21 protein-coding genes and 1 other RNA gene are annotated in these 23,470 nt (G+C 59.7%); 10 read left to right on the top strand and 12 right to left on the bottom strand.

What is annotated here, in order from left to right; all coding sequences use genetic code 11:
- Positions 1 to 31: 31 nt before the first annotated feature.
- Genes ACZ5RI_RS06205 through ACZ5RI_RS06195 form a run of 3 tightly spaced genes read right to left on the bottom strand, consistent with a single transcriptional unit; the run spans position 32 to position 1,847 of the window.
- Positions 32 to 553 (bottom strand): dihydrofolate reductase, encoded by a 522-nt coding sequence (locus ACZ5RI_RS06205; protein WP_464515244.1) that lies wholly within the window; start codon positions 551 to 553, stop codon positions 32 to 34.
- Positions 550 to 1,056: an N-acetyltransferase family protein gene (locus tag ACZ5RI_RS06200; RefSeq protein WP_464515243.1), complete on the bottom strand. Its 507-nt coding sequence runs from the start codon at positions 1,054 to 1,056 to the stop codon at positions 550 to 552. Before ACZ5RI_RS06200 ends, ACZ5RI_RS06205 begins: the two co-directional genes overlap by 4 nt.
- Positions 1,053 to 1,847 (bottom strand): thymidylate synthase, encoded by a 795-nt coding sequence (locus tag ACZ5RI_RS06195; RefSeq protein ID WP_464515242.1) that lies wholly within the window; start codon positions 1,845 to 1,847, stop codon positions 1,053 to 1,055. The genes ACZ5RI_RS06200 and ACZ5RI_RS06195 overlap by 4 nt, the downstream gene beginning before the upstream one ends.
- Positions 1,848 to 1,915: 68 nt before the next feature.
- Here ACZ5RI_RS06195 and ssrA point away from each other — a divergent pair.
- The 4 genes from ssrA to ACZ5RI_RS06175 all read left to right on the top strand — a co-directional run bounded on the left by ssrA (position 1,916) and on the right by ACZ5RI_RS06175 (position 5,004).
- Positions 1,916 to 2,233, top strand: a transfer-messenger RNA (tmRNA) gene (gene ssrA / locus ACZ5RI_RS06190).
- Positions 2,234 to 2,550: 317 nt separating this feature from the next.
- A complete protein-coding gene (locus ACZ5RI_RS06185) occupies positions 2,551 to 3,084 on the top strand; it encodes an SspB family protein (protein ID WP_464515241.1) in 534 nt (177 codons plus the stop codon).
- 46 nt (positions 3,085 to 3,130) lie between these two features.
- Entirely contained in the window at positions 3,131 to 4,546 is a 1,416-nt protein-coding gene (gene fumC / locus ACZ5RI_RS06180; RefSeq protein WP_464515240.1) for a class II fumarate hydratase, read from the top strand.
- 131 nt (positions 4,547 to 4,677) lie between these two features.
- Positions 4,678 to 5,004: a GIY-YIG nuclease family protein gene (locus ACZ5RI_RS06175; RefSeq protein ID WP_464515239.1), complete on the top strand. Its 327-nt coding sequence runs from the start codon at positions 4,678 to 4,680 to the stop codon at positions 5,002 to 5,004.
- 94 nt (positions 5,005 to 5,098) lie between these two features.
- Here the strand turns inward: ACZ5RI_RS06175 and ACZ5RI_RS06170 are convergent, their stop codons facing one another.
- Both ACZ5RI_RS06170 and epmA read right to left on the bottom strand, forming a co-directional pair.
- Positions 5,099 to 6,118, bottom strand: coding sequence for a lysine-2,3-aminomutase-like protein (locus tag ACZ5RI_RS06170; protein ID WP_464515238.1), 1,020 nt, complete (start codon positions 6,116 to 6,118; stop codon positions 5,099 to 5,101).
- Positions 6,119 to 6,126: 8 nt separating this feature from the next.
- Positions 6,127 to 7,176: an EF-P lysine aminoacylase EpmA gene (epmA, locus tag ACZ5RI_RS06165; protein ID WP_464515237.1), complete on the bottom strand. Its 1,050-nt coding sequence runs from the start codon at positions 7,174 to 7,176 to the stop codon at positions 6,127 to 6,129.
- Positions 7,177 to 7,273: 97 nt separating this feature from the next.
- Here epmA and efp point away from each other — a divergent pair, with 97 nt between their 5' ends.
- Positions 7,274 to 7,843, top strand: a complete 570-nt coding sequence (efp, locus tag ACZ5RI_RS06160) for an elongation factor P (protein WP_464515236.1) — start codon at positions 7,274 to 7,276, stop codon at positions 7,841 to 7,843.
- A 67-nt stretch (positions 7,844 to 7,910) separates the two neighbouring features.
- Here the strand turns inward: efp and ACZ5RI_RS06155 are convergent, their stop codons facing one another.
- Complete coding sequence (locus tag ACZ5RI_RS06155; protein ID WP_464515235.1) at positions 7,911 to 9,185, bottom strand: TIGR03862 family flavoprotein; 1,275 nt, start codon at positions 9,183 to 9,185, stop codon at positions 7,911 to 7,913.
- 621 nt (positions 9,186 to 9,806) lie between these two features.
- Here ACZ5RI_RS06155 and ACZ5RI_RS06150 point away from each other — a divergent pair.
- The 3 genes from ACZ5RI_RS06150 to ACZ5RI_RS06140 all read left to right on the top strand — a co-directional run bounded on the left by ACZ5RI_RS06150 (position 9,807) and on the right by ACZ5RI_RS06140 (position 14,938).
- Positions 9,807 to 10,472 (top strand): CHAP domain-containing protein, encoded by a 666-nt coding sequence (locus tag ACZ5RI_RS06150; protein WP_464515234.1) that lies wholly within the window; start codon positions 9,807 to 9,809, stop codon positions 10,470 to 10,472.
- Positions 10,473 to 10,655: 183 nt separating this feature from the next.
- A complete protein-coding gene (locus ACZ5RI_RS06145; RefSeq protein WP_464515233.1) occupies positions 10,656 to 11,870 on the top strand; it encodes an efflux RND transporter periplasmic adaptor subunit in 1,215 nt (404 codons plus the stop codon).
- On the top strand, positions 11,867 to 14,938 hold the full coding sequence (locus ACZ5RI_RS06140) for an efflux RND transporter permease subunit (protein WP_464515232.1): 3,072 nt from the start codon (positions 11,867 to 11,869) through the stop codon (positions 14,936 to 14,938). Before ACZ5RI_RS06145 ends, ACZ5RI_RS06140 begins: the two co-directional genes overlap by 4 nt.
- A gap of 112 nt (positions 14,939 to 15,050) precedes the next feature.
- Here ACZ5RI_RS06140 and ACZ5RI_RS06135 read toward each other — a convergent pair whose 3' ends face one another.
- Positions 15,051 to 16,448: a UDP-N-acetylmuramate--L-alanine ligase gene (locus tag ACZ5RI_RS06135; protein ID WP_464515231.1), complete on the bottom strand. Its 1,398-nt coding sequence runs from the start codon at positions 16,446 to 16,448 to the stop codon at positions 15,051 to 15,053.
- Between the two features lie 51 nt (positions 16,449 to 16,499).
- Here ACZ5RI_RS06135 and ACZ5RI_RS06130 point away from each other — a divergent pair, with 51 nt between their 5' ends.
- Positions 16,500 to 17,342 carry an LD-carboxypeptidase gene (locus tag ACZ5RI_RS06130; protein WP_464515230.1) on the top strand — a complete coding sequence of 281 codons (843 nt, stop codon included), beginning with the start codon at positions 16,500 to 16,502 and terminating at the stop codon, positions 17,340 to 17,342.
- A 66-nt stretch (positions 17,343 to 17,408) separates the two neighbouring features.
- Positions 17,409 to 18,107: an ATP-binding protein gene (locus tag ACZ5RI_RS06125; protein ID WP_464515229.1), complete on the top strand. Its 699-nt coding sequence runs from the start codon at positions 17,409 to 17,411 to the stop codon at positions 18,105 to 18,107.
- Here the strand turns inward: ACZ5RI_RS06125 and ACZ5RI_RS06120 are convergent.
- The 5 genes from ACZ5RI_RS06120 to ACZ5RI_RS06100 form a co-directional block, all read right to left on the bottom strand.
- A complete protein-coding gene (locus ACZ5RI_RS06120) occupies positions 18,095 to 20,275 on the bottom strand; it encodes a tetratricopeptide repeat protein (protein ID WP_464515228.1) in 2,181 nt (726 codons plus the stop codon). The two genes, ACZ5RI_RS06125 and ACZ5RI_RS06120, sit on opposite strands and share 13 nt — an antisense overlap.
- 140 nt (positions 20,276 to 20,415) lie before the next feature.
- Positions 20,416 to 22,044, bottom strand: coding sequence for a CTP synthase (locus ACZ5RI_RS06115; protein WP_464515227.1), 1,629 nt, complete (start codon positions 22,042 to 22,044; stop codon positions 20,416 to 20,418).
- A 114-nt stretch (positions 22,045 to 22,158) separates the two neighbouring features.
- A complete protein-coding gene (gene secG / locus ACZ5RI_RS06110) occupies positions 22,159 to 22,512 on the bottom strand; it encodes a preprotein translocase subunit SecG (RefSeq protein ID WP_464515226.1) in 354 nt (117 codons plus the stop codon).
- A 172-nt stretch (positions 22,513 to 22,684) separates the two neighbouring features.
- A complete protein-coding gene (locus ACZ5RI_RS06105) occupies positions 22,685 to 22,936 on the bottom strand; it encodes a DUF1150 family protein (protein ID WP_464515225.1) in 252 nt (83 codons plus the stop codon).
- Between the two features lie 2 nt (positions 22,937 to 22,938).
- Positions 22,939 to 23,361 carry an Hsp20 family protein gene (locus ACZ5RI_RS06100; protein WP_464515224.1) on the bottom strand — a complete coding sequence of 141 codons (423 nt, stop codon included), beginning with the start codon at positions 23,359 to 23,361 and terminating at the stop codon, positions 22,939 to 22,941.
- Between the last annotated feature and the right edge of the window lie 109 nt (positions 23,362 to 23,470).

Genomic DNA, 23,470 nt, shown 5'->3' with positions numbered 1-23,470 from the left:
TGCGCCGTGTTTGCCCTGGTGCCGACGGGTCTCAGGCCCGCCGCTCCAGCGTAACAAAGCTGAAGGACAGCCCACCAGCGCCGACATGATCTTCGCGCGCGGTCTCAGCCCAATGCGCCGGATCAATCGCCGGGGCATAGGCATCGCCCTCAAAGCGGGCGTGAATGTCGGTCAGATAAATCCGCCCGGCATCGGCCAGCGCCGCCTGGTACAATGCCGCCCCACCGATCACCATGATTTCAGGATCCTGTTCGGCGGGGCTGAGCTCTGCGCCCTTATTCCAGCCTTCGCTTAAGCTGTGCACCACGGTGGCCCCGTTTGCGGTAAAACCGGCATCGCGCGTCAGCACCAGATTGGGCCGGCCAGGCAGCGGCCGGAATTTCCCCGGCAAACTGTCCCAGGTTTTTCGCCCCATCAGACAGGGCTTACCCAAGGTCAGCGCCTTGAAATGCTGCATATCTTCCACCAGCCGCCAGGGCAGCGTGCCGCCTTTACCGATGACGCCACCAGCCCCTTGCGCCCAGATCAACGAAACGATGGGTGCGGCGCTCACGCCAGCGCTTTCAAAGCCGGGCCGGTTTTGGCCAGATCCTGCAGCGCCTCCCCCTCCAGCCGGAAGGTGATCCACTCGGCGACCATGCGGCTGCCCATTTTCTTGTAGAACTGCATGGCCTTTTCGTTCCAGTCGAGCACCATCCAGTCGACGCGGGCAGCCCCCTCGCGCAGGGCTTCGGCCGACAGAAAGCTGAAAAAGGCCCGGCCCAGTCCGCGTTTACGAAATGCCGGCTGAACATAAATGTCTTCAATGAACAGGCCCTGCCGGGCGGCGAAGCTGGAATAGGTCCAGTACCAGTTGGCAATACCGACCGCTTCGTCATCAACGAAAGCCAGTGCCACCGACAATTTCGGATTGGCACCCAGCATATCGCGACGGACAATGTCCGCAGTCAGATGATATTCGTCGAGACGAAATTCATATTCGGCGAAATCGCGCAACAGATTATAAATCGTCTGTTCATCGCCGACACGCGCGCGCCGGATGGAAAAATCCCTCATACCGCTACCTCAGCCTTGATACTCGGATGCGCCTGATAATCGGAAAGCGCGAAATCTTCGTAACCAAAACCAAAGATGTCTGTCACCGTGGGATTAAGCCGCATCCGGGGTGGCGGCAACGGCGTGCGGGCCAGCTGGGTGTGCACTTGCTCCAGATGGTTAAGATAAATGTGGGCATCGCCCAGGGTATGCACGAATTCACCGGGCTTGAGACCGGTTACCTGCGCCACCATCAGGGTCAGCAGCGCATAGGAGGCGATGTTGAACGGCACGCCGAGGAACACGTCGGCCGAACGCTGATAAAGCTGGCAGGACAGTTTGCCGTCGGCGACATAGAACTGGAACAGGCAATGACAGGGTGGCAGCGCCATATTCGGCACATCCGCCGGGTTCCACGCGCTGACCATCAGGCGGCGGGAATCGGGATTCTTTTTGATCTGTTCGACCACATCGGCGATCTGATCGATGGTGCCGCCGTCGTGCGTGCGCCACGACCGCCATTGTGCCCCGTAAACCGGGCCCAGATCGCCTTTTTCATCGGCCCATTCGTTCCAGATGGTCACGCCATGGTCCTGCAACCAGTGCACGTTGGTATCACCGCGTAAAAACCACAACAGTTCGTAAATAATCGCTTTAACGAACAGTTTTTTGGTGGTGACGAGCGGGAATCCCTCGGTCAGGTCAAACCGCATCTGATGGCCGAACACCGAACGGGTGCCGACCCCGGTGCGGTCGTGCTTTTCAACCCCTTCGGTCAGGATGCGGTTCAACAGATCGAGATAGGGACGCATGGTTACCTTAAAAACGGTTAGACGATTCCAGTGCGCACTCTAACGCGCCCTGCAAGGCGTTATCAATTTCCCTGGCATTTTGCCGGACGGCCACCTATATTATGGGGGTCGGGGCAACCCGGCTATGGCGATAAACGACAGCGTAATAAGCGGACTGGACCCGGGGGCGGTACCCGGCGCCTCCACCATCACCCTTCATACGTGAAGGCTTATGGGGGCGAAATAGGATCGACAGACGTGTAAAGACTGATCTTTTGCTCGGTATGGTATCCGCCGTCATCGGGCTATTCGTAATAAGTGCCAACGATAATCAAATGGTGCTCGCTGCCTAACTTTTGTTAGACAAGCGCGGCCGGGGGAGCGCCGGGCAACAGAAGCCCCCCACTAATTTCCACGAAAATTGGCGATCACCTGCGACTGCGGGCCGGGTGATAGCCCGCCTTAAGCGGGAGCAATCCTGCGTCAGCATGACCGGCATGAGCGCTAAAGTCCGCTCCCACACACGACATCTCAAATTGAACTAAAACTTGTGGCGGCAAGCCCCGCCTGCCACACGAGGACCGGGCTGCAGCCGCCTTGGTAACAACAAAAAAACGCTGATTGGAAAAGAGCCAAGACTTTGTTGTCGCCATCATCACCATAGGACATTGACTTGTCCGTCTTGGTGTTTAAGTCTGCCGCTTGCGAGGGACTTGGGACGATCATGGCGAAAGATTACATCGGTTATCAGGCATTGACCGACGCGGCATTACGCGGCGTGGTGCGCGATGCTTTACGCCGGGTTGAGACCCAGGGGCTGATTGGCTCGCACCATTTTTACCTGACCTTTAAGACCCATTTCCCCGGTGTCGAAATCCCGGCATTCCTGCGGGAACAATACCCGGACGAGATGACCATCATCCTGCAGCACCAGTTCTGGGGCCTGAAGGTGCATGAGGATCTGTTCGAGGTTGCGCTGACCTTCAAAAAGATGCCTGCGACATTGGTGATTCCCTATGTCGCCCTGACGGCCTTTTTCGACCCCGGCGTGCAGTTTGGCCTGCAGTTCAAAACGGCCGAGAGCGAAAGCAAGAACGCGCTGTCCAGTGCCGACCTGTCGGAGGAATTGCCCCTCGACGCCCCGCCCGAAGACGACGACACGCCCCCGACAGACCATCAACCCGGCGGCCCGCGCACCAGCATGCCCAAGGGTGGTCAGGGCGAAGTGGTCAGTCTGGACAAATTCCGTAAGAAATAGTCCCCGCGCGTCAAAGCGGGGCAGATTTTAAGGAAAGAACGCCCCCATGCCCCGCAACGAAAAGCCCCGTAACGAAACAACCCGTACGGAAACGGACAGTTTCGGCCCGATAGAGGTGGCCGACGATACGCTGTGGGGCGCGCAAAGTCAGCGTTCACTGCAAAATTTCCGCATCGGCTGGGAAAAACAGCCTGCCCCGGTGATTCGGGCGCTGGGCATCATCAAACGCGCTGCGGCTGAGGTGAATGTCGCCCTTGGCAAGCTTGATCCCATGCTGGGCGAGGCAATTGTTACCGCCGCGAATGAAGTGATCGATGGCAGGCTGGCCAGCCATTTCCCGCTGGTGGTGTGGCAGACCGGTTCGGGCACCCAGTCGAACATGAATGCCAACGAGGTGATCGCCAACCGCGCTATTCAGATTCTGGGCGGCGTGGTCGGCTCGAAAAAACCGGTCCACCCCAACGATCATGTCAATATGAGCCAGTCGTCGAACGATACCTATCCGTCGGCGATGCATGTTGCCGCCGCGGAAGAAATCGTGCACCGGCTGCTGCCCGCCTTGCAGCATTTGCACACAGCGCTGGCCCAAAAGGCCGAAAGCTGGAAGGACATCGTCAAGATCGGCCGCACCCACACCCAGGATGCTACACCGCTGACACTGGGGCAGGAATTTTCCGGTTACGCCAAACAGGTCGAAAACGGCATTGGCCGGTTGCAGGTGACGTTGCCCGGCCTGATGCAACTGGCCCAGGGCGGCACGGCGGTGGGCACCGGCCTCAACGCCCCGATTGGCTTTGCCGAAGCCGTGGCGGCGAAAATTGCCGAAATCACCGGCCTTGCCTTCACCAGCGCCCCCAACAAGTTCGAGGCGCTGGCCGCCCACGACGCCATGGTGTTTTCGCATGGGGCGATTGCTACGCTGGCCGCATCGCTGTTCAAGATCGCCAACGACATCCGGCTTCTGGGCTCCGGGCCGCGCTCTGGCCTTGGCGAGCTGGCCCTGCCGGAGAATGAGCCGGGCTCGTCGATCATGCCGGGCAAGGTCAACCCGACCCAGTGCGAGGCGATGACACAGGTCTGCATCCAGATCTTCGGCAACAACGCCGCGCTCAATTTTGCCGGCAGTCAGGGCCATTTTGAACTGAACGTCTATAATCCGGTGATGGCCTATAATTTTCTGCAGAGCGTGCGGCTGATGGCCGATGCCGCGATCAGCTTCACCGACAATTGTGTGGTCGGCATTGAGCCGCGTACGGACAATATTAAAGCCGGGCTGGAACGATCGCTGATGCTGGTCACGGCGCTGGCACCGAAGATCGGCTATGATGCAGCGGCAATGATTGCCAAAACCGCCCATAAACACGGCACCACGTTAAAAGAAGAAGCCCTCGCCTCAGGCCTCGTCACAGCGGAAGAATTTGATGCCCTCGTCCGCCCGGAAAAAATGATCGGGCCGGAGTAAGGGAAAAAGAATCCTCCCCCTTCGACAGGCTCAGGGTGAGGGATATATAGTGACGCTCATATTAAGCTCCTCATCCTGAGCTCGTCGAAGGATGAGCCCGCACAAAGGATGAAAACCGCAGGAAAACGGTTATGAACATCTATGTTTACATGCTCCGTTGCGCCGACGGGTCTTATTATGTCGGCATTACCCGTGCAGGGCTTGATAAACGGCTGGCCGAACATCAGGGCGGGCACTACCCCGGTTACACGCATTCCCGTCGCCCGGTAACGCTGGTCTGGTCGCAGGATTTTCAACAATTGACCGATGCAATTGCCTGCGAACGCCGTATCAAAGGCTGGCGGCGAGAGAAGAAAGAAGCCCTTATTCGCGGTGATTACGCAGCCCTTCCGATACTGGCGCGTACACGAAAAGACTATGGTGATGCGAAACCTCATCCTTCGACAGGCTCAGGATGAGGGTATCCGACAAGCGCAGGATGCGAGATCGCGACGAAGCAAAAAATTCCTCATCCTGAGCCCGCCCTAAGGATGAGCATCTCCCCTGAAATCCTTACGGATACGGATGCCACGTACCGGCGTGGTCGCGGATGCGCCAGCCGGTATCGGTTTTGACCACCGACGAAGAATCCAGCGGGACCTTGGCAAAGCCACCGGGAATATCGAGCACATAATGTGGTATCGCCAGCCCCGAGGCCCGCGCCCGAAGCTGACGCATCAGGTCCAGCCCGTGATCAATAGAAACCCGAAAATGCGACGTGCCACGCGCAAGATCCGGGTGATGCAGATAATAGGGCTTCACCCCGGCTTCGACCAGCGCCCGCATCAGGGCTTCCAGCGTGTCGATATCATCGTTGATACCGGCGAGCAGGACCGACTGGCTCACCAGCAAAAATCCGGCCTGCGATAACCGGCGCAACGCCTCGCGCGCCGCAGCGGTAAATTCGCGCGGGTGATCGGCATGCAGCGACACTACCACGGTTTTATCGGCCATGCGCAGCGCATCAACAAAATCATCGCTGATATGTTCCGGCGCGACCGAGGGCACGCGGGTGTGCCAGCGCACCACGCGGACATGATCGATAACCGCCAGCCGCGCGACGATGTCGGCGATGCGCCGTGGGCTTAAACTGAACGGATCCCCACCGGTGACCACCACTTCCCAAATCTCGTCATGGGCCGCGATATAGGAAAGCGCCGTCTCCAGCGCTGCCGCATCCAGCGAGCCGGCCCCGCCGACCGCCTCGCGCCGGAAGCAGAACCGGCAATACACCGCGCAAGCCAGCGTGGGCAGAAACAGCGCCCGGTCGCGGTGACGGTGGACAATGCCGGGCACCGGAGAATGCGCACCATCACCAATGGGATCGGCACGCTCTTCGACCGTTTCGATCAATTCGTCCGTTGACGGAATAAACTGCCGGGCAACACCCTCGGCCCCCGCCCCCATCAACGCCAGCATCGCCGGGCTAACCGACACGGCATAACGATCCGCCACCGCCTGCAATGCCGCACGTTCTGTTTCGGGCACCAAAGCGGCGTCAATCAGTCCCTCTACCGTGGTAATGCTACGCACAACAGCCTTCATGGCACCTCGGTCCACATCACATCATTCAGGCAGCGTACCCCGGCGGCCAGCATTGCCAGCCGGTCAAAGCCCATCGCCACCCCAACCGCATCGGGCATTTCGGCCAGCGCGGCGAGGAAATCCTCGTCAATCGGATAGCGCTCGCCGTAGATCTGCTCTTTCTCGTCCATCTCCCGCACGAAACGGGCGCGCTGTTCCACCGGATCGGTCAGTTCGCCAAAACCGTTGGCCAGCTCAACGCCACAGACATACAGCTCAAACCGCTCGGCAAAGCGGCCATCTTCCGGGCAGGCCCGCGCCAGTGCGGCTTCACAGCGCGGATAACGATAGAGCAGCGTCGGTACGGTTTCGCCCAAATGGGGCTCGACCTTCGCCACCAGCACCTTGGAGAAAATATCGGCCCATGTATCATTATCCGCGGGTTCAATCCCCGCCTTTGCGGCGGCCGTGGCCAGCACATCACGCACCCCCTCGCCCGCCGCCGTCAGGCTGGCGTCAAGGTCAATCCCGGCATAGCGGGCAAAGGCCTCCGACAGCGACAGATATTCCGGCCCGGCAAAGGCAGCGCAGGTCTGCCCCCGAAAGCAAAAACTGTCCCGCCCGGCCACCTCGGCCGCCAGCCGCACCAGCCGCACGCTATCGTCCATCGCGGTCTGAAAGCTGGCCCCGGCGCGGTACCATTCCAACATGGTAAATTCGAGACTGTGCAGCGGCCCACCCTCGCGGTTGCGGAACACCCGGGCAAAATCGAAGATTTTCGCTTCCCCGGCGGCGAGCAGCTTCTTGGCGGCAAATTCCGGCGAGGTATGCAAGTAAAGCGTGCGCCGGGTGCCATCCAGCCCGATTACCTCGGTGGCGAAGCCGGCCAGATGGGCCTCGTTTCCGGGGGAAACCGCCAGCGCGCCACATTCGACCTCGGTAAAGCCCTCGGCCTCGAACGCGGCCCGCAGGGTCTTTTTAACCTTGCCGCGCAGGGCCAAAGCCGGGCGCTTATCGGCGAATTTCTCGCGCTGCCACCAGGGCGACACAGATACGGACTTGGCCAAAGCCTTTGCTCCTGCTATAGCGCCCCCATTCGAAGCGGCTTTGGGCCGCAAACGACGGGGCCTGGCCCCGCATTTCTTCAATAGACGAGGTCCAAACGTGGTTTCGGTTATCGCCAGCTCTGTTCGCAAAGGCAATGTTCTTGAAAAGGATGGCCGTCTTTACGTCATTCTCAAAGCGGAAAGCATCCATCCGGGCAAGGGTACGCCCGTCACGCAGATCGAAATGCGCCGCATCGGCGATGGCATCAAGGTCAGCGAACGCTACAAGACCACGGATTCGGTCGAAAAGGCCTTTGTCGAGGAAAACACCTACAGCTACCTGTATCAGGATGGCGATCACTTCGTGTTCATGGAACCGGAGAACTTCGAACAGATCACCGTCGAGGGCGACGTGGTCGGCGATTATGCCCCCTATTTGCAGGAAGGCATGGAAGTGACCCTGTCGATCTATAACGGCACCGCCGTGACGATCGTCATTCCGCAGCGTGTCACGCTGGAAGTGACCGAGACCGAACCGGTGGTCAAAGGCCAGACCTCGACCAACTCGTTCAAGCCCGCGGTGCTGTCCAACGGCGTGCGCACCACAGTGCCGGGCCATATCAACATCGGCACCCGCGTGGTGGTGATGACCGAAGACGGCGCCTATGTCGAACGCGCCAAAGACTAACGCGCGAAGTTCAGATTTAAAGAAAAAGCCTTATCCCACTTGGGGTGAGGCTTTTTTTTATTACCTGTTATGGGGTGTCTTTGAGGCGTTCGACCATCGCCTTCGCCGCTGCCATGCCAGTGGCGAACGAAGCGGTGAGCAGATACCCACCGGTCGGCGCTTCCCAGTCGAGCATTTCCCCTGCAGCATAGACCCCGGGCAATGCCTTCAACTGCAAATCGTCGTCCAGCGCGTCCTTGGCGATGCCGCCCGCGGTAGAAATCGCCCGTTCGATCGTGGTCGGGGCGATCAGCCGGATCGGGATGGCCTTGACCGCAACGGCCAGCGCCTGCGGATCGGCTGGCAATTGCGCCCCAGCACCGGCTTGCACCAGCCCTTCGCGCATCAGATTGATCGCCATTGGCGACAGCTTTAAGCCCTTGCGCAAACGGTTGGTGAGCGACTGGCCCGCCTTGGTGGCGGCCAGCCGCGTGGCCAGTTCGTCCACCGACAGTTCCGGGCGCAGATCAATCTGCAGAACCGCTTCGCCCTCGGCCGCGATGGTGTCACGCAACTGTCGGCTTAAGGCATAAATGCCGCCGCCTTCCAGACCATAGGAAGCAATCACCGCCTCGCCGCGCACAGTGAGATCCCCGATCCGCAGGCCGACATTCTTCAGCGGTTCACCGGCATAGGCAGAAAAGCGCTCGCTCCAATGGGTGAGAAAACCGCAATTGGCCGGGCGGAACGGTGCCACGCCGACACCATGGCGGCGCAAAATCTCGGCCCACGCCCCGGTGGTGCCCAGCTTAGGCCAGCTGGCCCCGCCCAGCGCCAGAAGACAGGCATCGGCCTTGACCGTCACGGGGCCAGTAGAGGTGGCAAAATTCAGCGCCCCGGCATTCCAGCCACACCAGTCATGGCCGGTGCGCAACACCACGCCCTGTGCCCCCAGCCGTTTGAGCACAGCGCGCAGCAAAGGCGAGGCCTTCATATCCTTGGGAAACACCCGGCCGCTGGAGCCGACAAACGTCGCCGCCCCCAGCCCGTCGGCCCAGTCCCGCAAATCAGCAGGCCCGAAGGCGGTCAGATACGGCTCCAGCCAGGGGGCGTCGGCACCATAGCGGCTGAGGAAATCGGCGAACGGCTCGGCATGGGTAAGATTAAGCCCGCCGCGCCCGGCCATCAGGAATTTACGGGCCGGGGAAGACATGTGCTCGTATACCGTCACGGCGATACCGCGGGCACTTATATAGTCTGCGGCGATCAACCCCGCCGGACCGGCCCCGATCACCGCAACATGGCGGGCAGAGTCGCATTGGTTAAAGGGCGGAGTTGGGGTGGTTTCAGACAAGCGGCTCACTACGGCCTCGCCAAAATTGAATCAAATCTGTGCAAATGCATGACCAAGACAATCCCAGCCAAGGACGTTCTAGTCTCCGAGTGCAGAGTAATTGTGAGCAAAAAAAGGCGTTCACGGCCAAATCAAGGTAAAAACACGCCTAACACTATGTTTGCTGATTAGGATTTCCGTAAGTTGTATGGCCCTTTTTTGCGGGTGGCGGCGGGCGCCAAACAAACGATGGCCCGTCACTATCCCGAATCCCTACAAAATATTTCGGGCTGTTAAGCCTACTACTGTAATCATGCGTGGGAATACATCAGATATTTGCGGACATCAAAAGAAGACGTAAGTATTCGCAAATGCCACTGGCCAGACTAGAGAGAGTCGGCACCAATATTGACCAACCGATGAGGGGGGAATAGCACCGTAATCGTAAACATGACCCTGCGTAACCCCCATTCTGTTGCATTATCAACACTGAATGGGTGGCATTTATATAACAACAGATACAGTCAAGCCGATTTAATGGTCGATAAGTGGTTCAATCAGCCGCATTTTCAGCTTTTTTAGTTTGCACACCCGAAAAAATCTGGTTAGCTCGGTTTACCAAAACACCAGAGCCCAAACGGCAGAGGATGCATGGAACTGAAGACCACCATCGGACGGAATGCTTTTTTACTGGCCGCCCTGATTGGCCTTAGTGCTTGTGCACAGGTCCCTGACACCGCCCCCGTGGCTGTGCGCTACGCCACCCCGGTGGCGGTGGGCGGCAACCAGCCGGTACTGGCGGCGTTACCGCCAGCCTCGCGGGTTGGCGCGGTCGACATGTCGTCGGACGATGATCAGAGCTTCATCGCAGACGGCGGTGCCGAGATTGTTAAAGTTTCCAAACGGCTGAACTGTGTGCAGTTCGCCCGGGCCCGCTCGGGCCTCAAAGTGTCAGGCAATGCCGGCACCTGGTGGGATCATGCCAAGGGCAAATACGCCCGCAGCCACGAGCCGGCCCCCGGCGCGGTGATGGTGTTCGCCAGCACCAAGCGGATGCGCAGCGGCCATGTCGCCGTGGTGCGCCAGCGGGTGTCCAGCCGTGAAATCCGCATTGACCATGCCAACTGGACCAATGACGGGTATATGCACCTGAACGCATCGGTGATCGATGTCAGCCCGAACAATGACTGGTCAGAAGTGCGGGTTTGGAATACACGCGGCGGCTCGATGGGCTCGCGGGTCTATCCGATCAAGGGCTTTGTACTGCCCCAGACCGCTTCGGCCAACGCGGCGGACGACGACACCGCCATGCGGTAAACGGATACGTCATGTTTTGTGATTACAGTCGCAGCACCACATGGTGCTGCGATTTTTTTTGCCAGGTAGCTCACGACACTGTGTTTATCCGGTTACGCCGTAATCAACGGATTTGAGGGGCGCGGACCGTATAAAAAGGTACATAAACCTATCACGATCTGGGGATACGGGATTCTGTCAAACATGCTTCACGTCACCGGCTGGCCATTTACGCCGCATATTCACCACATCCGTCAGCTGTGGAACAGCTCATCCCGGCGAACACGCCGACTTCTGCTGGCCGGTGGGGCCATCATTATCGTTTTTGCGGGCTGGCAGATCGGCGCCGGGCTACTGACCCAGACCAAAACCAAATCCGCCGCCCCCGTCACCGTGGCGATCACCCAGAAGCGCGATGTCACGGTAACCGAGCACAGTGTCGGCACCGTGGTGGCGGAAGCCACGGTCAATGTCACTGCCCGGGTTGGCGGCCAGATCGTCGCCGTCGCCTTCAAAGAAGGCCAGAGCGTGCATAAGGGCGATCTGTTATTCCGCCTTGATCCGCGCCCATTGAAGGCCGCGCGCGATGAGGCAGCGGCCACATTGGCCAAGGACCGCGCCACGGCGGTCAGCAGCGCACGCACCCTAGCCCGCGACAAGGCATTGCTGGCCGCAAAAGCCGTATCGCAGCAAACCTATGATGCCGACGAGGCCAGCGCCAAAGCGGCCACCGCCACCGTGCTGGCTGACAAGGCCGCACTCGATACCGCGCAGCTCAATCTGGAATATGGTGACATCCGCGCGCCCATCGACGGCAAGACCGGCGCCATCGCGGTGCAGATCGGCAATCTGGTCATTGCCAATGCCACCACAACGCTGGTGACCATAACGCAGGACATGCCGGTAAAAGTCTCGTTCACCCTGCCGCAGGACCGGTTGGGCGCGATTCAAAAGCAGATCAAGGCTGGTAAACTCGCGGTGCGGATTGCGCCCGAAGGTGGCGATCCGATCACCGCGCCAGTGAACTTCGTGGATAATGCCGTAAACCAGTCGGCCGGGACGATTGAGTTGCGGGCCAGCATTGCCAACAACGACCATCGTCTGGTGCCCGGTCAGATGGTTTCGGTTGATGCCGCCTTACAAACTTTAAGCGGTGCGGTTGTGGTGCCGCACAATGCGGTCAACCCCGGCCAAGCTGGCAACTATGTTTTTGTCGTAAAAAATGACCGGGCCAAACAGGTCGCGGTCAAGGTGTTAAGCGACGACGGACAGATTGCCGCCATCAGCGGCAAAATCCATCCCGGCGATACCGTTATCACCGACGGTCAGTTGCGGGTCGAAGATGGCGGGCGGGTACATGTTGTCCGCCATGGCCCCGGCGCCGCCAACAGCGCCCAAACCGCACCGGGCGCGCAATGAACATCTCGCGCATCTTCATTGAACGGCCCGTGATGACCACGCTGCTGATGGCAGCGTTGGTCCTGTTCGGGGCCTTTGGCTACAGTATGATGCCGGTCAGCGAGCTGCCCAGCGTCGACTTTCCCACCATTACGGTTTCCGCCAGCCTGCCCGGTGCCGATCCGCAAACCATGGCCTCGGCGGTGGCGACCCCGCTGGAAAGCCAGTTCGCTACCATCCCCGGCGTCAGCTCGATCACCTCGCAAAGCTCGTCGGGTTCGGTCACCATCACCATTCAGTTTGACCTTGGCCGCAACATCGACGGTGCGGCGATGGATGTGCAATCGGCCATTCAGACGGCGGCATCCAGCCTGCCCTCGGCCATGCCGACCCAGCCGACCTTGCGCAAGGTCAATCCGGCCGACGCCCCCATTCTGTTTATCGCCATGTCGTCGTCGACACTGCCGCTGTATGTCGTCGACCGCTTTGCCGAAAACCTGCTCGCCCGCCAGATCTCGATGCTGCCCGGCGTGGCCGAGGTCGATGTGCGCGGCGCGCAAACCTATGCCGCCCGCATTCAGGTCGATCCCAACAAACTGGCCGCCCGCGGCATCGGCATTGATACCGTGGCCGATAAAATCAAGGCCACCAACGTCAACACCTCGACCGGCCAGATCGACGGTCCGACCCAGTCAACGCTGATCCGCGCCAATGGTCAGCTCACCAGCGCCGCAGCGTTTAACCAACAGATCATCGCCTATCGGAATGGTGCGCCGGTGCGGCTGTCGGATGTGGGCCACGCGGTTGACAGTGTACAGAACAGCCGGGTGGCCGGGTGGTACAATGGCACCCGCGCCATCATCCTGTCGGTGCAGCGCCAGCCCGGCACCAACACCATCGCCATTATCGACAGCATCAAGCAATTGCTGCCGCAATTTGAAGAAAGCCTGCCCAAGGCGATCAGTCTTGGCGTCACCTATGACCGCAGTCAGACCATCCGCGCCTCGATCAGTGATGTGCAGACCACACTGATTATCTCGGCCGTTCTGGTGGTGCTGGTGATCTTCGTCTTTCTGCGCAGCCTGTCGGCCACCATCATCCCGTCACTGGCGCTTCCGATCACCGTCATCGGCACATTTGCCGGCATGTCAGCGCTCGGCTTCAGCCTGGACAATCTTTCGCTGCTCGCCCTGACGCTGTCGGTCGGCTTTGTCGTCGACGATGCCATCGTTATGCTGGAAAATATTGTCCGCCACGTTGAAGCCGGTGAAGACGTCAAATCTGCCGCCTTCAAAGGGGCCAAGGAAATCGGCTTCACCATCCTGTCGATGACCGTCTCGTTGGCGGCGGTGTTTATTCCGCTGATGTTCATGGGGGGCATTCTGGGGCGTCTGCTCAACGAATTTGCCATCACCATTGTGCTGGCGATTGTGCTGTCCGGCGTGGTCTCGATCACGCTGACGCCGCTTTTGTGCAGCCGCTTCATTTCCGGCAAGGCACAACAGCATGGCCGCTTCTATCAGATCAGCGAACGCTATCTGAATGACATGCAGACGTTTTATGATCGGACCCTGCATTGGAGCTTAGCGCATAAACGCTTTATTCTCAGCCTTTTCTTCCTCAGCCTGCTGGCCACCGCCGGTCTGTTCGCCATCAGCCCGCAGGATTTCATCCCCACGGTTGATATCGACCAGATCAGTGCCAGCACCGAAGCCTCGGACCGTACCAGCATCAAGCAGATGGTGATCTATCAGAAGAAGATCGCCACCATTGCTCAGGCCGACCCCGACGTGGTGGGGGTGATGTCTTCGGTCGGATCGGGTGGCGGCAGGTCTGGCAGCAATGTCGGCTCGCTCACCCTACGGTTAAAGCCGCGGGCCGACCGTTCGGTCTCGGCAGATGAAATCATCGCCCGCTTACGGCCGCAATTTGCCAAAGTTCCCGGCATCAACGTCTATATGCAGGTACCGCCCCAGATCCGTATCGGCGGCCGCCAGTCCAAATCGCAATATCAATACACACTGCAAGACCTCAATCAGGATTCGCTGACCGACAGCGCCGTGCGATTGACCCAGGCATTGAAGAATTCATCGGTGGTAACCGACGTCACCAACGATATCGACGTCACCGCGCCAGTGGCCAATGTCGATATTGATCGTGATAAGGCCGCAGCCTATGGCATCACCCCGTCGCAAATCGAAAGCGCGCTGGGCGATTCCTTTGGCGGCAGCAAAATCTCGACCATCTATGGCGCCACCGATCAGTATTACGTCATGATGGAATTGCTGCCGGAATATCAGACCACGGCAAGCGACATCAATCGGCTCTATCTTACCGCATCGGATGGTACCACGCTGGTACCGCTGAACGCCGTCACGCATGTTAAAACGGGCACCATGCCGCTGACCATCAACCATCAGGGCCAACTGCCAGCTGTGACGATTTCGTTCAATCTGGCCAAAGGCGCGGCTTTAAGCGATGCGGTTGGGGCCATTCACAAGGCCGAAACCGATCTGAACCTGCCCGCCACCCTGCAAGCCAATTTTCAGGGGCAGGCCCAGGCTTTCCAAAGCTCGATGGGCAATATGGGCATGCTCATCGGCATCGCGCTTACCACCGTCTACATCATTCTGGGTATTCTGTATGAAAGCTTCATCCACCCGCTGACCATTCTGTCCGGCCTGCCATCGGCCGCGGTGGGGGCGCTGATCGCGCTTTATGTCTTCGGCATTCCCTTAAGCCTGTATGCCTTTGTCGGCATGATCATGCTGATCGGTATCGTCAAGAAGAACGCCATCATGATGATCGACTTTGCCCTGCAGCGCGAACGCGGCGAAGGCGTCGATGCCGAAACCGCTATTACCGAAGCGGCGCAGATCCGGTTCCGCCCGATCATGATGACGACGATGGCGGCGCTTCTCGGCATGGTGCCGGTGGCGATCGGCTTTGGTTCCGGTGGGGAATCGCGCATGCCGCTGGGTATCGCGGTGGTCGGTGGGCTCTTGGTTTCACAGCTGCTCACCCTCTACATCACGCCGGTGATCTACATTTATCTCGACCGGCTGGGCAAACGCTTCGCCCGGACATAATCGGGCAATACTGCAAAAAAAAGAGCGGGGGACATTACCGTCCCCCGCTCTTTTTTTGTACCACAGCGCGTGTAACCTGTAACACGTTTCGTGTAATCGGCCCGGAGATGGGTCAGCGCAGCCCGGCCAGCAACTGGCCGGCAAAAACCGACAGCGTATCGTCACGCGCGCCCATCACCACCATGCGGTCACCCGGCTGGGCCAGCTCGAGCAGCTTGGCCCCGCCTTGTTCCCGCTGGGGGTAATAGAGGCCGTTGCGTCCCCCTGCGACAATGCCGTCGATAATCACATCGCTCGACACCGATTTATCGGTCGTGCCGCCGAAATAGACCGGATCGCAAAACGCCACCACATCGTCGGGGGCCAGACCGTCACGGAAAACCGCGATGAATTCGTCTTTGAGCAGCTTGAGCGGGCCAAAGCCCTGCGGCTGGAATAAGATCAGCAACCGACCGGTGAATTCGTGCAGCGCATTCAGCGAGGCCGCGATCTTGTCCGGGTTATGGGCGAAATCATCGATCACCGTTACCCCGCCCGCCGTGCCCACGGTTTCGAGCCGCCGACGGATACCGGCGAAATCGCCCAGCGCCTTGGCCGCCACCGCCGGATCGACGCCGCATTGCATCGCTGCCCCAATCGCCGCCAGCGCATTCGACACATTGTGCCGCCCGGGTACACGCAGCATCACCGAAATCGGTGTGGCAACACCTTTGACATGCAGATGAAAGGCGATGCCGCCCGGCGCGGGCACCAGATCGGAGGCCACCAGATGGGCCGCATCATTCTCGATGCCGAAACCGACGAGACGGTTGGGCGGAATATGGCTGGCCAGCTCGGCCGCTTCCTCATTGTCGAGGTTGACCACCGACTTTTCTGCCCGGCCCAGAAAACCACCGAACAGGGTGCGTAGTTCTTCCATCGACTTGTGATCGTGGGCAACATTGTTGAGCACCGCCACGCGCGGGATATAGCGGGCGATGGAACCATCACTCTCGTCAATCTCGCTGACAAAGGTCGGCCCGCCCGGCAGGGCGCTGGCAAAGGGCATATGCGGGGTGACGAAGTTTTTCATCACCGCCCCGTTCATCACTGTAGGGGTCAGCCCGGCGGCGTAGAGCAGCCAGCCGATCATACCGGTAACGGTCGATTTGCCCGAGGTGCCAGCAACACCGATGCTCAAAGGAGCTTCGTTGAACATTTTCGACAACAGCTCGGCCCGGGTCAGCAGCATGGCCCCGACGCGGATCGCGGCGGCGACATCGGGCACGGTGCGTTCCACTGCCGCCGAAACCACGACAATCGTCCGTGGGCTGACGACACCGCTGCCGTCCTGCGCGAACAGCTCGATGCCGCAGGCGCGCAGGAAGGCAAACTTCTCTGGCGTGCGACCCTGATCGAGTGAACGGTCAGAACCATGCACCTCAAAGCCGCGGGATTTCAGGATAAGGGCCAGCGGCAGCATGCCGCTGCCACCGATACCGCATAGAAAATAGGATTTGTTGCCGCACATGGTGACAAGCTATAAAGCGGCATCGAAGGTGTGACAAGGCAAGTCCCGCACATGCACAAAAAAGCGATCACGATTGGCATTGTCGCCCCGGCCACACCATTTGCCACCGATCTGGCCAGCCGGGTTGAAACGCTGGCTGCACAACTGGATCCTGAAAATCCGCCACATCTTCGGTTCCATCCGCAATGCTATCTGGCACACAACCATTTTGCCGGATCAGATGATGCCCGTCTGGCCGCCCTGATCGACTATGCCAACGATCCCGCTATCGACGCGGTCTGGTTTGCCCGCGGCGGTTACGGCTCAAACCGCATTGCGTCCACGGCCATCGCACAATTTACCGATGTGGCGCGCCGCAAGATCTTCATGGGCTATAGCGACTGCGGCTTTCTGCTGGCCGGGCTGTACAAGGCCGGGTTCAACGCGGTCCATGGCCCGATGCCCGCCGACATCCTGCGTGAAGGCGGCCAAAACGCCGTGACGCGGGCTTTACGCTTCCTGACCCGGGGGGCGCCTGAAACGCTGGAGCCCCATGTCGGCACCGCCCCGCTGGCGGCCTTCAATCTGACCATTCTGGCCGGGCTGATCGGCACCGGACTGGAGCCCGATCTGACCGGCCACGTCCTGATGATCGAGGATGTCTCGGAATATATGTACCGCATCGACCGCATGATGTTTCAGATCACCGCGCACGCCCCTTTGCGCGCCGTGGCGGGAATCAGACTTGGCCGCATCAGCGATGTGCCGGAAAACATCCCCGATTTTGGCGAAGACGCCGTGGCGGTGGTGCGCCACTGGTGCGAAAAGGCGGCCATCCCTTATCTGGGACGTGCCGACATCGGACATGACAGCGATAACAAAGTTGTACCGTTTGGCATTTACCACCAAAAGTAACGATTCTTTGCCGATTTCGGCCTACACTGCATCCGTGGCATCCGAGAACCCCAAGGATGGTGTGCCATGCGCGTGCGATCCAATAGCGAGATCAGCGACTTCGCCGACCGACTTGCCCATGAGCTGGCCAACATTCAGACCGGCATCTCGGGCTATCTCGCCCGGCTGCAAGACTACGCCGACATTGATGAAACCGGCCGGATCACCTTCGACGATACCCAGCGCGCTCTGGCCCGCAACGCGGCGCTGATTGCCCGCTTAAAAGCAGTGGCCGGGCACCCCGGCACCGGCATCCGCCCGCAGGATCCCAACCGCCTGACCGTCGAGATTGCCGCCGAAATCCGCCGTACTCTGCCGGGGGATATCCATCTGCGCCTGCATCTGGGCCACGACATCAGCCCGCTGACGATGGATCCGGGCCGTTACCGGCTGGCACTGGCCGAAATGGTCGCCAATGCCGCCGAAGCGATGCAGGGCAAAGGCACTGTACATATCGAACTGAGCCATGTTGCGGCCGAAAGCGGCGGCGACTATGTCCGCGTTGCTGTCGGTGATACCGGCCACGGCATTGCGCCTGATCTGGCCCGGCAGGTTGGCACACCTTTACGCACCACCAAAGCCTATCCGCACCGCGGCTGGGGGCTGGCGGTCTGCGCCGCCTTCTGCCGGCAGGCTGGCGGCTTTATGGAGATAGATTCCGCCCCTGGTCAGGGCACCTGCGCGGCACTGTTTTTACCCTGCGGTATGGCGGATCAGGACGCCTGAAACCGCGCCTGAACCTCGCGGCAGACGTTGGCAATGACGCTATCCCAATCGAGCAGCGCGGGCTGACGGTACAGCCGGGCGCTGGGATACCACGGGCAGTCCGACCGATCGACCAGCCAGCGCCAGTCGGGCGAAAACGGCAGCATGATCCACACCGGCAGCCCCAGTGCCCCGGCCAGATGGGCCAGCGACGTATCAACCGAAATCACCAGATCCATTTCACCCGCCAGCGCCGCAGTCTCGGCGAAATTGGTCAGCGCGGCACCATAGTTACGAATCTGGGGGAAGCGGTCCAGTGTAGCCTGATCGGCGGGGCGAACCGCATTTTGCAGGACATGGAATTCAAAGGGCAATGCCAGCAGCGGAGCCAGCCGCTCCAGCGCAATGCTGCGGTTGAGGTCGTTATTATGTTCGGACTTGCCCGACCAGGCCAGACCAATGCGCGGGGCGGTTTTCGGCCCCAGCCGCTGGCCCCAGGCCTTGCGGCGGGCATCGTCAACCGCCAGATAGGGCACCGCAGACGGAACGGTTTCCAAGGTGGTGCCAAAAGCCAGTGGCAGGCTCATCACCGGAACATGCAGATCATAGTCGGGTAAGGGATCGCCACGGCTGATCACCGTGCAGCCCGCGATACTGGCCATCAGGGGGCGCAGGCTTTTCTGCACCTCGAATACGACCTCGGCCCCGGCATTGATCGCCATCGGAACATAGCGGGCAAACTGGATGGTATCGCCATAGCCCTGCTCGGCATGGATCAGCAGACGTTTGCCGGCCAGCGGCACTTCGCCCAGCCAGACCGGTTTGCCGAAATCCCGCTTCTTGGCGCCATCGCGTTTCCAGCGCCATTCGTAATTTTGCCAGCCTTCGGCAAAACGGCCCTGCAGCAGCTCCAGCAGCGACAAGTTCCAATGAAACGCCGCCACGTTCGGATCCAGCGCGATGGCCTTACGGAAGCTGGCCTCGGCCTCTTCCAGACGGGTAAGATCGACCAGAACATTGCCACGGTTACTGTAGACCTTGGAGAAATCGGGGTGCGCGGCAATCGCCGCATCAATCACCGCCAGCGCCTCCTCCAGCCGCATCAGACGCCGCAGCGTATTGGCGCGGTTATTCAGCGCCTCGAACAAGGTCGGATTGACCGCCAGCGCGGCATCGTAACAGGCCAGCGCCTTATCATAGCGGCGCATATCCTTGAAGGCATTGCCGCGATTGACATGGGCTTCGGCATAATCGGGGTGCAGCGCCAGCGCCCGATCACAACAGTGCAGCGCATCGACCGGGCGCTTTAAATCCCGCAAGGCGTTGGCGCGGTTGCACCAGGCGGCGGCATAATTTTCGTCGAGTGCAATAGCCTTGTCGAAACTGGTCAGCGCATCGGCGGGGCGTTTCAGATCGCGCAAGATATTGCCGCGGCTGCACCAGGCGATGGAAAAAGCATCGTTCAGTTTCAGCGCCTGCTCATAATTTTCCAGCGCCGCCCCGATCTGCCCCATCAACCGCAGCGCATTGCCGCGATTATGCCAGGTCTGGGCATTGCCGGGCTCCAGCGCAATCGCCCGGTCGTAACTTTCAAGCGCCTCGGTCATCTGGCCGAGATTTTTCAGCACCGTGCCGCGATTGCTGTAAATGTCAGAGGATGGGGCATGGGTCTGCAGCGCCAGATCGTAGCTTTGCAACGCTTCGGCAAACCGGCCGAGATTCTTCAGCACATTGGCGCGGTTGTTATGTGCCTTGGCATAAGCTGGCGCAATCGTAAGGGCGCGATCATAACTTTCAAGCGCGCCTTCCATCTCGCCCGTCAGACGTAAGAGATTGCCGCGATTGAACCAGCCCTCGGCGTAATCCGGCTTGATCGCCACCGCACGGTCGAAAGCATGGAGGGCCTCGGGTAAGCGGCCGAGATTCTGCAAGGCGATGGCGCGGTTGGACCAGGCTTCGGCATGATCCGGGGTCAGCTCCAGCGCCCGGCCCAGCAGCGCCACACAGTCGGAAAAGCGACCGAGCTGCAATTCCGCCGTACCGAGCAGATAGAGAATTTGGGGATGGTCCGGAAAAGACTTCAGCAGCAGCCGATAGCCCTCGGCCGCATGGAGCACGTCGCCCGACCGATGCAACGCCATGGCTTGCTTGAAAACGCTATTGGCGTCGCTACGCACCGTTGAAGCCATTTCACCCTTATGTCTTTTGTACGCCCAATTCCCGATCTAAGGGCCAGACCCAAGCGGTCGCGCTCATAAAGCCACAGGCATAACGCCGTGCGAAACGGCCAATGCCGGTGGGCGGGATCGCCACCGGCATTGTATATGTCTTAAACCAACCGGCTCTGGCGCACCGCCGCCGCGATGAACGAGCGGAACAGCGGATGCGGCGCAAGGGGCCGGGATTTCAGTTCGGGGTGGAACTGCACCCCAATGAACCAGGGATGGGTCGGAATTTCGACGATTTCCGGCAGGCGACCATCCGGCGACCAGCCCGACACCACCACACCGGCTGCAGCCAGACGTTCGACATAGTCAGTGTTGACTTCGTAACGGTGACGATGGCGCTCGGAAATTTCGGTTGCACCATAGGCCTCAGCAACCTTGCTGCCGGGGGTGAGTTTGGCCGGATAGGCGCCAAGCCGCATGGTGCCGCCCATATCCATATTCTCGGCCCGCTTTTCCTTGGTCGAACCTTTGACCCATTCGGTCATCAGGCTGATCACCGGATCGGCGGGATGACCATTTTCGGTCGTACCGGCATCGGTCAGATGGAGCAGATCGCGCGCCGCCTCGATTACCGCCATGTGCAAGCCATAGCAGATCCCGAAGAACGGCACTTTATGCTCGCGGGCAAACTGCACCGCCCGGATCTTGCCCTCGGTACCGCGTTCGCCAAAACCGCCCGGCACTAAAATACCGTGGACGTTTTCCAGGAAGGCGGCGGCATTATCGCGCTCGAAAATCTCCGAATCGATCATTTCGATATGAACGCGAACATTGTTGGCCATACCGCCATGGGTAAGCGCTTCGGACAGGGACTTATAGGAGTCCTTGACCTGCATATACTTGCCGACCACGGCAATACGCACTTCGCCTTCAGGATTCGTGACCCGGCCTACAACTTCCTGCCACTGCGACAGATCGGGGGCCGGAACATCGGGCAGACCAAAAACCCGGAGGATTTCGGTGTCGAAACCGGCGGCATGATAGGCCAGCGGTGCTTCATAGATCGTCGGCAGATCGAGCGCCGGAATGACCCGCGCCGCAGGAACATTGCAGAACAGGCCGATTTTCCTGCGATCTTCTTCGGGAATCGGATGCTCGGCCCGGCAGAGCAGGATGTCGGGCTGAATGCCGATGGCCCGCAATTCCTTGACCGAATGCTGGGTCGGCTTGGTCTTGAGCTCGCCCGCGGCACCGAGGAACGGCACCAGAGTCAGGTGAACGAAAGCATGCTGATCACGGCCCAGATCATTGCCGAGCTGACGAATGGCTTCAAAGAAGGGCAAACCTTCGATATCGCCGACCGTGCCGCCAATTTCACAGAGCAGAAAATCAAGCTCCTCGGTCCCGGCCAGGACGAATTCCTTAATCATGTCCGTGACATGCGGAATGACCTGAACGGTGCGGCCTAAATATTCGCCCTTACGTTCCTTCTCGATCACCCGGCTGTAAATCCGCCCCGAGGTGACATTGTCCGCCTTGGACGACGACACGCCGGTGAAGCGCTCGTAATGGCCGAGGTCGAGATCGGTCTCCGCCCCATCGTCGGTGACATAGACCTCGCCATGCTGATGCGGGCTCATCGTGCCCGGATCGACATTCAGGTAAGGATCGAGTTTGCGCAGGCGGACCTTATAGCCACGCGCCTGCAAGAGGGCTCCAAGAGCCGCCGAAGCGAGACCTTTTCCGAGAGAAGAGACCACGCCGCCAGTGATAAAGATTATCCGCGCCATGGGAGGCCAAAATGACGAAAAGCGCGGTCCATCACAAGCACAAAAACGAGGGACTGCGCCGGTTGGGAATGAAGTCTCACCGGTTTCTACCTAACGTATTGATTTAGAACGAATTTAGTGTGGGGTCGGAACCTGCGGGCCAGGGGCATTCTGGGGCGCTTTGGCCGGGGCATTCTGTGCCGGCAGCACGATCTTGGTCGGGGCCTGAACCGAATCGAGCAGCGACTGATCCTTGTGCGCGTAACGCACCATCAGGCTGAGCCCGAGGCAGACGACGAAGAAAATGATGCCCAGAATGGCCGTGGTGCGGGTCAACGTATCGGACGCGCCGCGCGGGCTGAACAGACCGCCAATGCCCGAACCGCCACCGCCCATACCGAGCGCACCGCCCTCAGAACGCTGCAGCAGCACCACGCCGACAAGGGCGCAGGCGACAATAAGCTCGATAACCAGTAACAGGGTCTGCATGAACGGCACCTTTCCGTTTTCGCGAAGGCGGTCTTCTTAGACGATCAATCCGCCGAAGGAAAGCATTGACGGTGCCATTGTGGGGGGAAAATTACCCCAAGGGCGGCGCCGATGGTCTTATTTTTACGCATAAGACGGGCAGCGCACAACCCCTGGGGGATTTACGCCGCAGTTAGTGCAGCGAAACCGGGGTCAAATCGTTTTGGACCATCGTGCCATAGGCGCTGTTCCAGTCATCGGTGATGCCGATGACGGTGCCATCACCCAAATGCAGGACATAGAGCTGGGCATCGGGCGGCAGCACCATTCCGGGTGGGAGTAACCCCAAACGATGAGCTTCCGCGCTGGGCGTCCGTTTGATGTAGGCAACCTTGGCCAGATCAAGCGCGCTGTCGAACCCGCCACCTAAAGTACCGTATTCCATAATTATACCTCACCTTTGGTGGACGTGATGGCAATATTGCGCACCACGGTCTCGGCTTTGGGCCGCTTCAGTTCGATCGCCAGCAACCCGTGGGCCAGATGGGCCCCGCTGACATCGATACCGTCGGCCAATACAAACGCACGCTGAAACTGACGGGCGGCAATGCCGCGGTGAAGATAGTTTTTATCGCCGCCTTCGCATTGCTTGCCGCGGATGACCAATTGGCGGTCTTCTACGGTCACACACAAATCTTCTTCAGAGAACCCGGCCACCGCCAGGGTGATACGCAACGCATCTTCACCGGTCTGTTCGATATTATAAGGAGGGTAACTGTCGGTGGCGCTTTTCGCCGCGCGTTCCAGAAGCCCTTCCAAATGCTCAAACCCCAGAAGAAACGGGCTGTTGAGGTAAAATGTCCTGTTCATCGTCAAGCCCTTCATAAAGCAGCTCACTCGCCGTAAGATCGGCAACCGGAAGGCCCCGTAACGGGCACCTTCCATGTGAATCAATTTGGGGGCAGCGGGGCCCGTTATC

It is taken from the genome of Micropepsis pineolensis, assembly GCF_055392125.1.
The sequence above is the reverse complement of the archived record's forward strand: the minus strand, read 5'-3'. Positions and strand labels throughout refer to the sequence as shown.